Below are 14,317 nucleotides of genomic sequence, written 5' to 3'. Positions count from 1 at the left end.
AGTTTAATCAATATATTTTTTACAATCTTCCTTAAAATAATTTCTATCAAATCTTGCAAAATTATCATTATTTGGCACTTTATAACATTCGCTGAAATTTTTAGCCTTAAGAATTTTGACATAAAAACTAGGAATAGCTATGTTGTTTTTAATGCGTTTTGGCTTATCATCATAAAGTACTAAATTTAAGACCTCTAATTCTTTATTTTTCTTTGCTAAATATCTTTCTCTTTGTTCGATTTCATTCCAAATTTCTGCATTAATATCTTTTTTTTGCGGAGTTATGTTGCTCATTAAAAAAGTACTAAGTTGAGCTTGTGGGGTCGCATTCATGGATTGATTTGGCACGACATGCCCTCTTGTATAACCACTTCTTAGATAATCCTCCCAATAAGTTCTATATTTTTTAGGAATATTGGTATCTTCTTGAAATCTTGGGCGTTTTTTGATGTGTCCTTGATTTAAAATTTTAGCTTCTAGTTTATAAGCAATAGCCTTAGTGCTTTTATAATTATAATCATAACAATTAATATAATAATATTTATCCATCAATAAAGAGCAGTCTTTAAAATAAGCTTTAAAGCTAGGATGTAATTCATATTGAGTATAAGCAAAAGAGCTTAAAGCTAAGGCGCAAAGCGTTAAAACTTTTTTCATGCTAAAAGCTTTCTTACCATTTCATTAAGTCTTTTACCATCAACGCTTGCGCCAAAAGCTGCTTTAGCTTCTTTCATCAAAATACCTTGTTCTTTTAAAGAGCTAATTTGTAATTTATTTATAAGTTTTTTTAGCTCGCTTTCTAATTCCTCATCGCTAAGTTGTTTTGGCAAATAAGCACTTAAAATAGCTACTTCTTGGAGTTCTTTTTGTGCTAAATCTTCTCTAGAGCCTTTAGAAAAAGCCAAAGCTGCTTCATTTCGTTTTTTAATCTCGCTCGCAATGATTTTGTATATTCTTTCATCACTAAGCGTAATTCTCTCATCAACTTCTATTTGTTTAAAGCTAGCATTAAGAGTTCTTAAAGTGTTTCTTTTAAAATCATCTTTATTACGCATAGCTTCTTTAATATCTTCTAAAATTTGATCTTTTAAACTCATTTTTTCTCCTTTAAAATTTGATATTTTTAAAATGTGCTATACACACACCTTCTCTAACACCATCATCAATCACAATGAGCTTTTGCTTATTAAATAAAGCAAAAAGTATCATTGAGCCTGCTATGAGGTATTTTTTTCTATTTTCTCCAAGATAAATTTTAGCTTTTTCTTGTTCTAAATTCCAAATTTTTAAAGCAAAATCAAAAAAATCTTTGCGTTTGAGTATTTTACCATTTACACTTTCTTCTAAGTAATCTTTGTATTTTATGTTTTGTTTATAAGCACAAAGTGTGGTGGGTACTCCTGAATTTAGTATGAAAAAATTTCCTTTTAATTTTATATCTTTACTAAGATTAAAAGCTTTTAGGGCAAGTTGTTTTAAATGTGCAGGGTAGGGGCTTAGATGAATTTTTAATTTTTCATCTTTAATACGTGCAAGATTTTGCGGGTATTTTTTAAAAAATCTTACATAAGCACTTGATTTTATAGCTTTAAAATGCATTCTTTCATAAAAACTAATGATTCCAAAATCATAACTTTTGCTAAACTTATCATTTGAAATTTCACAAGAAGCACCGCCCAAATCACAATAACTTAAGTCTTTTCTAAAAAGTTTAAGAGCTTTAAGACGCTCTTGCATACCTAAAACGCTTAGTTTTGCTTCGGTTTTTACATCGATTAATTTTATATCAAGTTTAAATTCTTTTTGAATTTTTTCAAAAATAAGCTTAGTATTTTTTGCTTTTCTAAAAGCAGCTGTGGCGACTGCTTTAGCTTGACTTAAGTTATAATTTTTTTCTTTTAAGATTTTCAAGGCGCTAAAAATTCTTTCTATAGCTTCATCACTAATGGTGTCATTTTGCATATTTTTAGCTGCCCCTATGATAAATTCTTCGCTTTTTAATTTATTAAAATTCTCATCCATCAAAACAGCTCTCAATGTATTTGAACCCATATCAATACTTAGCACTAGCTCTCCTTAAAAAATTTAAAGTATAATAGCAAAAAACTTATAAGGAAAACTTATGCTTTTAGGGGTTAATATCGATCATATAGCAGTTTTAAGAGAAGCTAGAAAAGTAAATGATCCTGATTTGCTTGAAGCTGCGTTTTTGAGTGCAAATTTAGCTGATCAAATCACTATCCATGTGAGAGAAGATCGTCGCCATGCTAATGAGTTTGATTTAGAAAATATTTTAAAATATTGCAAATGTGTAGTGAATTTAGAATGCTCTATTGATATGATAGAATATGCTCTAAAATACAAACCCTCACGCGTTACTTTAGTGCCTGAAAAAAGACAAGAACTTACAACAGAAGGTGGTTTAAATTTAGACAATGAAAAACTACAAGAAGCTATTAATGTTTTAAAGCAAGAGCAAATCGAAGTTTCTTTGTTTATTGATCCAAATTTAGAAGATATTAAAAAATCATCTTCTTTAAATGCTGATTTTATAGAGCTTCATACAGGCTTATATGCTAATATTTATAATGCATTATATACCAATATCAATCAAACTTCTTATGCATTGCCTGAATTAATTTTAAGTAAGAATGAACTCAAAAAGCTTTTAGAAAATGAACTTCAAAGATTAAGACAAAGTGCAAGTTTGGCTAAGAGTCTAAATTTAAGAGTGGCAGCTGGACATGGGCTTAATTATAAAAATGTAAAAAATATTGTAGATATTTTAGAAATAGAAGAGTTAAATATAGGCCAAAGTATAGTAGCAAGATCGGTTTTTGTAGGCTTAGAAAAAGCTATATTGCAAATGAAAGCTTTGATTAAAAGATGAAAAAAATTGCTATTAGCATAGGGGATTTAAATGGTATAGGTATGCAAATTTTATTAGCTTGTCATGATGAGCTAGTAAAAATTTGCGAACCTTATTATTTTGTGCATTATGAATTATTTCAAAAAGCAAATAAACTTTTGAAAATAAATCCTAAATCTAAAATCAATTTAGTTGAAATTTCTAATGCTTCAAAACCACATTTTATCTTTAAAGAAGAAAAAGAAAATTTTTTAATTTATGAGTTTTCATATCAAGCTAGTAAAATTATTGATTTTGATTTTGAGTTAAATCCTGCGAATTTAGACGCTAAAAGCGGGGTTTATTCTTTTTTAAGTTTTGAAGGAGCTAGTTATTGCACGCATTTATTTTTAGATGCTTTGGTAACTTTACCGATTAATAAAAAGACTTGGCAAATGGGGGGAGTGAGTTATAAAGGTCATACTGAGGCACTAAGAGATTTTTTCAAACAAGATGCTATTATGATGTTAGGGTGTGATGAGCTTTTTGTGGCTTTATATACTGAGCATATGGCTTTAAGAGATGTTTTTAAAGAGATTAAGGCTTTTGAGCTTGCGCAATTTTTAATTAATTTTTATCAATGCACTTTATTTGAGAAAATTGGAGTTTTAAGTTTTAATCCTCATGCAAGTGATAATGGTGTAATAGGTGGAGAAGAAGAGCAGGAAATAAAAAAAGCTATAAGAATGGTAAATGTATTTTTAAAAGATTACGCGTTGAATTTACAAAATTTAGAAAATGAAGATTTTTTAAGTCAAAAAGAAAAAGAACTTTCTTATAAGGAAAATATTTATTTAAGTGAGCCTTTGGTGGCTGATAGTGCTTTTACCCCTTTTGCGTTAAATAAATGCAAGTATTTAGTGAGTATGTATCATGATGTAGGCTTAGCGCCTTTAAAGGCTTTGTATTTTGAAAAAAGTATTAATGTAAGTTTAAATTTACCTATAATTCGCACTAGTGTTGATCATGGTACAGCTTATGATAGGGCTTATAAAAATGAAAAAATAAACTTACAAAGTTATATGCAAGCAGTGAAATCTGCTTTGCAATTTTTAAAGATCAAAGAAAAAACTAAGTAAAAGTTACTAAAATTAATTCATTAAAATTAATTCTTAAGGAGAATGCTTGAGTAAAGATAATGCTATTGCATTTTTTATTTTTATTGTGAGTGTTTTATGCTTTTTTGTTTGGGGATATAATTATATTCCTAATAATTCCATGATATTATTTATCCTTGCTAGTATATTTGGTATTTTCATGGCCTTTAACGTTGGTGGTAATGATGTAGCAAATTCATTTGGTACTAGCGTAGGCGCTAAAACAGTTACTATAAAACAAGCTTTGATTATTGCAGCGGTGTTTGAATTAAGCGGGGCTGTGTTTGCAGGTGGGGAAGTAACAAATACTATAAGAAGTGGTATAGTAGTTTTACCTGATGGGATTAATCCTATGGTATTTGTATGCGTAATGCTCTCAGCTTTGTTAAGTTCAGGAATTTGGCTTTTTGTAGCGACTAAAAAAGGACTTCCAGTTTCTACCACTCATAGTATTATAGGAGGTATTGTAGGTTCAAGTATTGCTATGGGCTTTGTATTTTTTGATCAAGATCAAGCATTATCTATGGTAAATTGGAATGGTATTTATAAAATAGCTATGAGTTGGGTTATTTCGCCTTTGCTTGGCGGGCTTGTGGCGTATTTAATTTATGCTTATATTTATAAAAAAATTCTAAAGCCATCAGAAGAAATAACTCTTGTGGTAAAAGAAATTAAAAAAGAAAAAAAAGCATTTAAAGAAGAATATTTTAAAAATTTAAAAAACAAAAGCCAAGAAGAGCAAATCAAAGAACTTAGTGCTATTGTTTTAGATGATGATGAAAAAAGAAGTGAATATAAGTTAAAAATCAAAGAGTTAAAAGAAAAAGAAAAAAACATAGATGTTTTCTCAAGAATGAAATTTCACGTTCCTTTAATAGCAGGTGTAGGTGCATTAACTATTGCTTCTATGTTTTTATTTAAGGGTTTAAATAATGTTTCTACTTTAGATGTAATGCAAAATTTATGGATAGTATCGATTATTTCTATTTTTGCCTATATTGTTACTTTGGCAGTTGTGAGATTGATGAAAAAAACTCAGGTTAATAAAACCATAGAAAAGATTTTTTCATGGTTTCAAATTTTTACTGCTTCAAGTTTTGCTTTTTCACATGGAGCTAATGATATAGCTAATGCTCTTGGGCCATTTGCCGCTATTTTAGACGTACTTAAAAATAACACCATTAATCCTAGCTCGCCAGTGCCATTTGCTGTGATGCTTATGTTTGGTATAGCTTTGGTTATTGGACTTTGGTTTTTGGGTAAAGAAGTTATTCAAACTGTGGGTTCAAAACTTGCTGAAATTAAACCAACAACAGGCTTTAGTGCTGAACTTGGTGCAAGTATCGTTATACTTTTAGCTACCCAACTTGGAATTCCAGTTAGCTCAACCCATATTTTAATCGGTGCTATTTTAGGTATAGGGGTATTTAATAAAGATGCTAAATGGGCTATGATGAAACCTATTGGTTTAGCATGGGTGATTACTTTACCAGTTGCTGGAATTCTTTCAAGTATTATTTTTATTATTTTTGTAAATACAATCTTATGAGTTTAAACTCATAAGATGTTTTTTAGCTTCATCTAAATTAGAACTATTGATAAAATAATCAATTTTTGAAGTTTTTTATATACTTTATCATAATATTCAAAAAGCATTTTTACACAAAGTTCTAAATTGTTTTCTTCATAATTTTGACAAAGTCTTAGTTTAAAATCCTTGCTAATATAAGGTGATATTTTTTCAACACATTGATAAAATATTTTTTTATCCATTGGAGTATAGTTTTTTAAAACTCTTTGAATGCGTAAATTCATATCACACTCACACCAAATTTTCTTAGCTTTTTGCATGCTATTGTATAAATTTAGCGGGATAGTTAAATTTCCAATTTGTCTACTTTCAGCTTCTATAAAACAAGTTTTATAAGTATAATCTTTTAAAAAATAAAACAATTCATCTTCAAAGGCTTTTTGGCTTGGTTGTTCTCCATAAATTTTACCAAAACTAGATCCTTGGTGGTTGGCTAGTTTTTCTAAATTTAAAGCATTATCTAAAGTTTGGATTAAATCACTTTTACCACTTGCTGTATTACCACAAAGGCATAAAAACTCAATATTTAAATCTTTTCTAAAAAACTCACTCACATAACTTCTATAGGCTTTGTATCCACCTTCTAATCTTATAACCCTATAACCAAGTTCAGCTAAGATTAAAGCAATAGTTTTTGATCTTTTACCACCCCTTGCACAATAAATTCCCACCAAAGAGCCTATTTTATAATTTTGATAAATTTTATTAATATGCTCACTCATATTTTTGCAAATATAACTTACACCTTTTGCTTTAGCTAAGCCTTTATTTTTCTTATAAAGTGTGCCTATTTCTTCAAATTCATTATCATTGAGCGCATAGTAATTTTGCGCAGATTTTATATGAGCAAGTTTGTATTCTTTGGGGCTTCTTGCATCAATTAAAAGATCAAAATTAAATTTTAAAAAATTTTCAAAATCAACTTCTTTATACATAGTCTTTAAAAGCTTTACATAAGGTGGTATAAACTTTTTCCAAATCGCTCCCGCAAACTCTAGTTTGTCCTATGGTGGTGATAAAATTTGTATCCCCTTGCCATCTTGGGATTAAATGATAATGACAATGTGGTGCTATGCCAGCTCCTGCTGCACTGCCTAAATTCATACCTATATTAACACCCTTAGCGTGAAAGTTTTCTTTTAAAATTTTAACTCCAATACGCACAAAATGGCTAATTTCTAGCCATGTATCATTACTTAAATCTTCTATATTTTCTAAATGCTCATAAGGGATAATCATAAAATGACCCGGACTATAAGGGTACTTATTCATAATGCCAAAACATTCTTTAGCTCTAAAAATCACCCTAAGTTTTTCATCTTCATTAAGCTCATGCTTACAATGACAAAAAGGGCAAAAATTTTTATCTTTATTGTTAAAATAAACATCCCTCCAAGGTGCGTATAAATACTCCATCAACTCTCCTTTATGCAAGCATGTAGATTTTTAATATTTTTACTTATAAGAGCTTTATTTTTTGGTATTAAAGGTAATAGCTTTTCATCTTCTAGTAAAAAAATTCTAGCTCCTGCTAAAATAGCATTATTAAGGTCACTTTTGCTTTCAAGGTAAAAAATGGCTTCTAAGCCAAGATGTATTGCAAAATTATAAAGTTTTTTTAGTTGCATGGTTTTTAGCATTTTAGGAAATACAATAAATGCATCAGCCCCATATACTAAGCTTTCTAAAATTTGATATTCATCAAAAATAAAATCAAATTGCACAATAGGTTTTTCATGATAGCGTCTAAAAAGACTTAAATTTTGTATGTCTTGATTAAGCAAAGGGCTTGTTGGCAAGATGATGGCATCAAAATTTTCATGATCAAAATTTAAATCTTTAGAATATAAAAAATGTGAAAGTTTTCTTTCAAGTAAAAGTGTATAAATATCTTTAGGATAAAAGGCATTAGAAGCTAGACTTCTACCTAACATATCATAAGGAAAAATTTCTTTTTTACTTTCAAGAATTTTTTGTGTTTTTGAAAAATGATTTTTTAAATCTATTGTTTTAAACATTTTTCGATAGCCTTTAAATGCTCTTTGCTTTCATCTGAGCTTGAAAATTCTTTATCATGCAGTGTTTTTTGTAAAATTTCATAAGCTTTTTTGCAATCTTTAAGTTTATAATACCCCCAAGCTAAAGAGTCTAGATAGTAAAGATTTTGTGGTTCTTGTTCAAGCGCCCAGCCTACTAGCTCCATACCTTTGACTATATCAATATCATATTCAATTAAAGCATAGCCATAGTAGTTTTGATATAAAGCATCACTGCGCACATCTACGCTTTGTTCAAATTTTTTCATGATAGAGGCTAGAATTTTTGGATCCGTGACTTTTTTACTTTTAGGATCCATATGAATTTCAAATTCTAAAACACCTGCCATAGAAAGATATTTTTTATCTTTACTAAGTACATAATGTTTTAAAGCTATTTCATAGGCCTTTTTATAATCTTTTGTTTGTGTGTATAAGAAAATTTTGGTATCAGGATCTATGTTATATTTTTGGGTTAAATTTAGAGCCTGAGTATAATTTTTTTCTTGTACTAGTAATTCTATCATAGCGTAGATGTATTTAATATCATTGTTGAGTTTATATAGCTTTTCAAGGGTTTGGATACTTGCTTTGTGATCTTTTTGCTCTTGATAAATTTTTAAAAGTAGGGTGCATGTTTTAAGGGTGCATTGTGAACTTTTTACAAATTCTTCTAAGGCCTTTTTAGCTTGGTTGATATTTTTATTTTTGATATTAATTTCAACTATTTTAAGTAATAAATTTTCATGCTCAAAAAGCTTATAAGCAAGATTGTATTGCTCTAAAGCTTTAGTATATAAAGCTTTTTTGGCAAAAATATCGCCTAATATTTCATAATTTCTATAATCTTGTTCTTCTTTAATGAGTTTATAAAGTATAGCTTCAGCTTGTTTATAATCTCCTATTTCAAAAAAATATAAAGCATTTAATCTTGCAATAGCTGTGTGTTCTAAAAAGTCTTTAGAAGCTTTTAAAAGCTCATCTTTTTGTTTTAAATTAGCACTTAAGGCTAAAAGTAAAGCCTTTTGCAAATAAATACTTTCATTATTTTTATGAAATAAATTTGTATAAATATCACATGCTTTTTGAAATTGTCCATGCTCTTCATAAATAAGTGCTTGTAGGATTTTATCTTCACCTTTAGCTAAAGCAAGGCTTGTTAGGATAAAAATTATAATTAGTGAAAGCAAACCCCTATACATTCTTTTTTTAACTCCTCTTTGTGTGTTTTAAAATACTCCCAAAATGGAAAAGTTCTACATTGTTTTGGTCTATGCTTGTAAATTAAACATTTTTTATACATTGTATCAAAAAAAATACAACGATAGCCATTTTCATACTTTGCTTCTTTAAGGCTATATTTAAACCCAACTTTGATGAGGTATTGCTCTTTAAAGGCTTCAAAGCTTAAATTTAAAAAACTAGCAATAGCTTCTAGTTCTTCTTTGCTAGCATAGATATACCCACTTTCTCCAGTGCAACACTTCCCACCGCATTTTTCACAAACACTTTCATCAAAAGAATAATCAAAACCTTTTTCACACATCATAGCTTATAGTTCCTGTATTTTCATAAATTTCACTAATTTTTGGATTTAAAACATCATTTTTATACATAAAAAGTGTAGGCATTATAGAGCACGGACTTTTGCTATTTTTTTTAATATGCATTAAAACAAGTCTTGCGTTAGTTTGTGCATTAGTATGAACACATTGAAGTGAAACTAGTTTTAATTTAAATTGTTTTAAATAAGCACAAATTTCATCTAAAAAACTTGCCTCATAACACATAAAAAAACTACCATTTGGTTTGATTAAAGTATTTATTTTAGCAAACATTTTCTCAAGTGGCATAAATTCTTGATATCTTGATATACATAAATGCAAATCTTGGCTTTTTTGTGTATTTTTTTTATAAAATGGAGGATTAGAGATTAAAAAATCAAATTTTATATCACTTTTATAGTTTAAAAAATCTTCACAAATGCCTTGAATTTCAAGTTTATTTTCTTTGGCATTTTTATAACTTAGTTTGATATTTTGCTCTTGGATATCTAGTAGATAAACATTTGAATTTGGAAATCTTTGCTTTATTAAAAGTCCTAAAATTCCACAACCACATCCTATATCAAGGATATTTCCTTTTAAATTATTTTTAGATAAAAAGTCAAAAAGCAAAAGGCTATCATTATTATAACGATAGCCTTTTGAGTATTGAAAGAGTTTTAGCATTTATAAAGATGATTGCAGATTTTAAATGAATCATTTAAACCCACTACAATAGAAGCTCCGTTTTTACTCGCTATATCACCTGCTACAAATAATCCTTTTATATTGCTTTCTTTGTTTTCATCAAAGCTTGGCACACCTTTTTCATCAACTTCTATAGAGCATTTTTGTAAGAAATCAAGTGGAGTTGAACCCCCAATAGCATAAATAATACGATCATAAATTTCATTTGTGTCATTAGTGAAATTTACTTTAGCTTTGCCATTTTCATCTTTAATGCCAGTTATATCTATGCCAAGTTTTGCTTTTACACTACCTTGTTCAAAAGCTTTTTGAATATCTTCTAGATTAATATCGTTTAATCTTGAGAAAGTTTCTCTTCTATAGCAAAGCGTTACATCGTTATTTTTAGCTAAATCTATAGCGTATTCTGCTGCTGAATTTCCACCTCCTACAACTAAGATTTTTTCACCTTGGCTTGCTGAATTTGCATTAAAATTGATGATTTTTGTTAAAGTTATAGGTAAAGTATAGCTTGGCTTATTTGGCTTACCCATTCTACCTATGGCAATAACTGCATTTTTGCAAATATAATTTTCATTTGCGGTGCTAACGATGAAATTTTCTCCATCTTTTTTAACACTTTCAACTTCACTAGAAAGCTTTACTTCAAGATTATGCTCTTTGATAGCATTTTGGAAAGTTTCTATCGTACTTTCTCTAGTTCCATCTTCAAAATTTATATGCCCGTGATTTGTGCTATCACAACCTTTATAAGCTTTATCTACTCTTTTGCCTTCTTTGTAAAATTTTACTAAGGTTTGACAAATCGCATCAGTTTTTTCTAAAACAATAACTTCTTTATTTTTTATTTTAGCTTCTACTCCCGCTGCAATACCTGCAGGGCCAGCACCAATAACTACCATATCAAAAATTTTCATTATTTCCCTTTTTTAGTATTTTAATGTGTAAATGTATCAAAAAAATGATAATGAAATATAAAAATTTATAGATAATTTTAATTTTTTGTAGAGTTTTTGTTTTTATTGCAACTCATTTAATTAAAAAAAATTTTTAAAAATTATCTTAAGTGTGTAAAAAAATATATCAATTTAAAATTTTTATGCAAAATTATCTATATTTAGATTAAAAAATAAAAAAATCATATATAGTATAAAAAAGGAGGTTTTTAATGTATGAAAATAAAGAGCAAAGTTTAAAAAATAATTTTTTTACATTATTGTTATTATCCTTTTGTGGATCTATTATTTATGGTTTGCCTTATTTTAGAAAATATTATTATGATGATTATATGAGTCTTTATCATTTAAATAATTTTGAAATGGGGCTTTTGGGTAGTGCTTATGGATTGCTTGGTTTGTTTTCTTATGCCTTAGGAGGGTATTTAGCAGATCGTTTTGCGCCAAAAAAATTATTGATTTTTTCTTTAATTGCTACAGGGCTTGGTGGTTTGTTGCATTTATATTTTACTTCTTTAAATGCACTTTTGATTATTTATGGAATTTGGGGGATTACTTCATTATTAACTTTTTGGCCTTCTTTGATGAAAATAGTAAGAAGCTTGGCAAATTCTAAAGAACAAGCAAAAGCTTATGGAATTTTTGAAGGTGGTAGAGGTGTTGTTGGTGCTGCGCATTTGGCTATAGCTACAAGTATTTTTGGATATTTTCAAACAAAAGCTTTAGCCGCGCAAGGTATAGAAATGGTTATTATTTTTTATTCTATAGCTCCTATTGCAAGTGCTGTTTTATTATTTTTTCTTTTAAAAGATGAGGTTAATGAACAAAGTGAGAAGATTAAAATCAAAGATTTAGTTTTTCTTTTGAAAAATTCTGCTCTTTGGCTTGTGGTTGCTATTACTTTTTGTACCTATTTTTTTAATATGAGCTTTTATTATTTTACTCCTTATGCAAGTAATGTGATAGGAGCTTCTGCTGTTTTTGCAGCTATTTTAACAGTATTAGCTCAATACATTCGTCCTGTTTCTTCTGTGGTAGGTGGGTTTATAGCAGATGGATATGGAAAGGCTAAAATAATGATGATAGGCTTTATTTTAATGGGAATTGGTGTTATTTTTTTAATGCTTAGTTCAAAATTAAATGGATTTTTGCAAATGAGCGTTTTAACTTCTGCTTGTGTGGTAATTTATGTAGCTATGTATTCTAATTTTGGAATTTATTATTCTTTACTTAGTGAGGGAAAAATTCCTATTCATTTAGCAGGTATGGCCATAGGTATTGTATCTACTTTTGGATATTTACCTGAGGTTTTTGCACCTTTGCTTGCTGGAGATTTATTGGATAGATATCCAGGTGTAAAAGGTTTTCATATATATTTTACTATTATGATAGCTATGGCTATTTTGGGTGTAATGTTTTGTTTGATTTGGATTAAAAAATACAATAAAAAGGAGATAGAATGAAAGAAATTATTCTTGATTTTAAAAACAAGGTTAAAGTGATAGAAAATGAATGGATAGTTTTAAAAGATGGCACCAAGCTTTCATCACGAATTTGGCTTCCTCAGGTTAAAGAAAAAGTTCCTGCTATATTAGAATACATTCCTTATAGAAAAAATGATGGAACAAGAAGTAGAGATGAGCCTATGCATGGATATTTTAGTGGTAATGGTTATGCGGTTGTTAGAGTTGATATTAGAGGAAGTGGGGAATCTGATGGTTTATTAGAAGATGAATATTTAAAGCAAGAGCAAGATGATGCCTTAGAAGTCATTGAATGGATAGCAAAGCAAGAATGGTGTGATGGAAATATTGGTATGATGGGTAAATCTTGGGGTGGATTTAATTCTTTACAAGTTGCAGCAAGAAGACCCAAAAATTTAAAAGCTATTATAGTGGTAGGTTTTACCGATGATAGATTTAATGAAGATATTCATTATAAAGGTGGATGTTTACTTAATGATAATTTTTGGTGGGGTAATATTATGCTTGCATATCAATCACGTTTTGTTGATCCAAAAATTGATTCAAATGGTAGAAATAAATGGCTCAATAGGCTTGAGAATATGCCTTTATGGCCCGCATTGTGGCTTGAGCATACTTTGAAAGATGACTATTGGAAGCATGGATCTGTTGGAGAAAATTATGATGATATACAAGTTCCTGTTTTTGCATTAGATGGGTGGGCTGATTCTTATACTAATCCTGTTTTTACTCTAATGAATGCTTTGAAAGTTCCAAAAAAAGCTATCGTTGGTCCTTGGGCTCATGTTTATCCTCATGATGGATCTCCTTTGCCTGCAATGGGTTTTTTACAAGAAGCACTTAAATGGTGGGATAAATGGCTTAAAAATGAAGAAAACGATGTGCTTGAAGCTCCTATGATACAAGCATATATTGAAAATAGCTCTAAGCCAAATTCAAAAACAGAGAAAGTAGAAGGTCGTTTTGTTGCTTTAAATGATTTTAAAAATGATATTAGCTATAAAAAATACTATTTAAATCCGTATAAACTAACATGCAAAAAATCAAGTGAATTTATCAAAATTAACACTCCATTAAATCATGGGCTTTTATCCGGAGAGTGGATGGGGGCTGGTGTTTTAGGAGAAAGTCCTAGTGATCAAAGGTTGGATGATGGGATGGCAGTTGTTTTTGAAAGTGATTTTTTAGAACAAGATTTAGATATTTTGGGTTTTCCGGTTTTAAATGTAAAAATTGCAAGTGATCAAGGAAAAGCTATGCTCTTTGCTCAGCTTAGTGAAGTTAGAGCTGATGGTTTTGTAAAAAGAGTAAGTTATGGAGTGATCAATCTTGCATTAAGTGATGATAAAGAGCAATTTATACCTTTAAAAAAAGATGAATTTATCCAAAAGCAAATCAAACTTGATGCTTGTGGATATAGATTTGGCAAGGGTTCTAAGATAAGATTATCATTAGCAAATTCTTTTTGGCCTATGTTTTGGCCTATGCCAAAAATTTCAACCTTGACTTTGGATTTAAATGAGTGTGAATTTAATTTGCCATGTTTTAATGGACAAAATAGTAATAAAATCAATATGCAAGCACAAAGTGCTCCTTTAACTCCAATAACACTTTTAGAAGAAGGTAGGGTAGATAGAAGCATTTCTTATGATATTTTAAATGATACTTGGACTTGTATTACAGATGGTGTTGGCGGAGTTTTTGGAGAAGGTGTTTATAGATTTGATGAGGTTGATGTTTTAGTAAAGCATAATTTAAAAAGAGAATTAAAACTTCAAAATGAAAACCCATTAAGCGCGCAATATACCATTACTCAAACAATGCAAATAGGACGTGAGGGTTGTATGATGGAGGCTGATATAATCTTAACACAAACTAGTGATTTGGAGTATTTTTATATTAAGGGAAAAATAGCAGTCAAAGAAAACGATAAACTTGTTTTTGATAAAAAATATGATTATAAAACTAAAAGAAATAGTTTGTAAAATTTCCC

Annotated in this window: 14 protein-coding genes and 1 pseudogene; 5 read left to right on the top strand and 10 right to left on the bottom strand. The window is 29.1% G+C overall.

The annotated features are described in order from the left end of the window. Window positions 1-3: 3 nt before the first annotated feature. From CAMP5121_RS00305 to CAMP5121_RS00295, 3 genes are read right to left on the bottom strand one after another with little or no spacing between them, the layout of a single operon-like run. Window positions 4-657, bottom strand: coding sequence for a DNA/RNA non-specific endonuclease (locus CAMP5121_RS00305; RefSeq protein WP_337214464.1), 654 nt, complete (start codon window positions 655-657; stop codon window positions 4-6). Next, window positions 654-1,097, bottom strand: coding sequence for a GatB/YqeY domain-containing protein (locus CAMP5121_RS00300; protein WP_257928420.1), 444 nt, complete (start codon window positions 1,095-1,097; stop codon window positions 654-656). Before CAMP5121_RS00300 ends, CAMP5121_RS00305 begins: the two co-directional genes overlap by 4 nt. Before the next feature lie 10 nt (window positions 1,098-1,107). Then, window positions 1,108-2,067, bottom strand: a complete 960-nt coding sequence (locus CAMP5121_RS00295) for a Ppx/GppA phosphatase family protein (protein WP_337214463.1) — start codon at window positions 2,065-2,067, stop codon at window positions 1,108-1,110. Window positions 2,068-2,122: 55 nt separating this feature from the next. On the opposite strand from CAMP5121_RS00295, the gene CAMP5121_RS00290 reads away from it, so the two are divergent. Genes CAMP5121_RS00290 through CAMP5121_RS00280 form a run of 3 tightly spaced genes read left to right on the top strand, consistent with a single transcriptional unit; the run spans window position 2,123 to window position 5,554 of the window. Beyond that, window positions 2,123-2,890 (top strand): pyridoxine 5'-phosphate synthase, encoded by a 768-nt coding sequence (locus CAMP5121_RS00290; protein WP_263702061.1) that lies wholly within the window; start codon window positions 2,123-2,125, stop codon window positions 2,888-2,890. Further along, window positions 2,887-3,987, top strand: a complete 1,101-nt coding sequence (gene pdxA / locus CAMP5121_RS00285; RefSeq protein WP_337214462.1) for a 4-hydroxythreonine-4-phosphate dehydrogenase — start codon at window positions 2,887-2,889, stop codon at window positions 3,985-3,987. Before CAMP5121_RS00290 ends, pdxA begins: the two co-directional genes overlap by 4 nt. Window positions 3,988-4,033: 46 nt before the next feature. Next, window positions 4,034-5,554, top strand: coding sequence for an inorganic phosphate transporter (locus tag CAMP5121_RS00280; protein ID WP_263702059.1), 1,521 nt, complete (start codon window positions 4,034-4,036; stop codon window positions 5,552-5,554). On the opposite strand, the pseudogene mnmH reads toward CAMP5121_RS00280, so the two are convergent. The 7 genes and pseudogenes from mnmH to CAMP5121_RS00245 all read right to left on the bottom strand — a co-directional run bounded on the left by mnmH (window position 5,549) and on the right by CAMP5121_RS00245 (window position 10,801). Next, window positions 5,549-6,531, bottom strand: a pseudogene (gene mnmH, locus CAMP5121_RS00275) (tRNA 2-selenouridine(34) synthase MnmH). The gene CAMP5121_RS00280 and the pseudogene mnmH overlap by 6 nt on opposite strands. Then, window positions 6,524-7,012, bottom strand: coding sequence for an HIT family protein (locus tag CAMP5121_RS00270; protein WP_337214461.1), 489 nt, complete (start codon window positions 7,010-7,012; stop codon window positions 6,524-6,526). Before CAMP5121_RS00270 ends, mnmH begins: the two are co-directional and overlap by 8 nt. Then, complete coding sequence (locus CAMP5121_RS00265; protein WP_337214460.1) at window positions 7,012-7,614, bottom strand: indole-3-glycerol-phosphate synthase TrpC; 603 nt, start codon at window positions 7,612-7,614, stop codon at window positions 7,012-7,014. The genes CAMP5121_RS00270 and CAMP5121_RS00265 overlap by 1 nt, the downstream gene beginning before the upstream one ends. Continuing rightward, the gene (locus CAMP5121_RS00260) at window positions 7,599-8,834 is read right to left on the bottom strand and encodes a tetratricopeptide repeat protein (protein ID WP_337214459.1); all 1,236 of its coding nucleotides are present in this window, start codon (window positions 8,832-8,834) and stop codon (window positions 7,599-7,601) included. Before CAMP5121_RS00260 ends, CAMP5121_RS00265 begins: the two co-directional genes overlap by 16 nt. Continuing rightward, entirely contained in the window at window positions 8,810-9,181 is a 372-nt protein-coding gene (locus CAMP5121_RS00255; protein WP_337214458.1) for a YkgJ family cysteine cluster protein, read from the bottom strand. The genes CAMP5121_RS00260 and CAMP5121_RS00255 overlap by 25 nt, the downstream gene beginning before the upstream one ends. After that, complete coding sequence (locus CAMP5121_RS00250) at window positions 9,171-9,863, bottom strand: tRNA1(Val) (adenine(37)-N6)-methyltransferase (RefSeq protein ID WP_337214457.1); 693 nt, start codon at window positions 9,861-9,863, stop codon at window positions 9,171-9,173. Before CAMP5121_RS00250 ends, CAMP5121_RS00255 begins: the two co-directional genes overlap by 11 nt. Further along, entirely contained in the window at window positions 9,857-10,801 is a 945-nt protein-coding gene (locus tag CAMP5121_RS00245; protein WP_337214456.1) for an NAD(P)-binding domain-containing protein, read from the bottom strand. Before CAMP5121_RS00245 ends, CAMP5121_RS00250 begins: the two co-directional genes overlap by 7 nt. A 251-nt stretch (window positions 10,802-11,052) precedes the next feature. On the opposite strand from CAMP5121_RS00245, the gene CAMP5121_RS00240 reads away from it, so the two are divergent. Continuing rightward, a complete protein-coding gene (locus CAMP5121_RS00240) occupies window positions 11,053-12,303 on the top strand; it encodes an MFS transporter (RefSeq protein WP_337214455.1) in 1,251 nt (416 codons plus the stop codon). Continuing rightward, a complete protein-coding gene (locus tag CAMP5121_RS00235) occupies window positions 12,300-14,309 on the top strand; it encodes a CocE/NonD family hydrolase (RefSeq protein WP_337214454.1) in 2,010 nt (669 codons plus the stop codon). Before CAMP5121_RS00240 ends, CAMP5121_RS00235 begins: the two co-directional genes overlap by 4 nt. The last annotated feature ends 8 nt before the right edge of the window (window positions 14,310-14,317 follow it).

Source organism: Campylobacter sp. 2352 PW (assembly GCF_024723575.1).
Taxonomy (GTDB): domain Bacteria; phylum Campylobacterota; class Campylobacteria; order Campylobacterales; family Campylobacteraceae; genus Campylobacter_D.
This window is presented reverse-complemented; position numbering and strand designations above follow the sequence as displayed.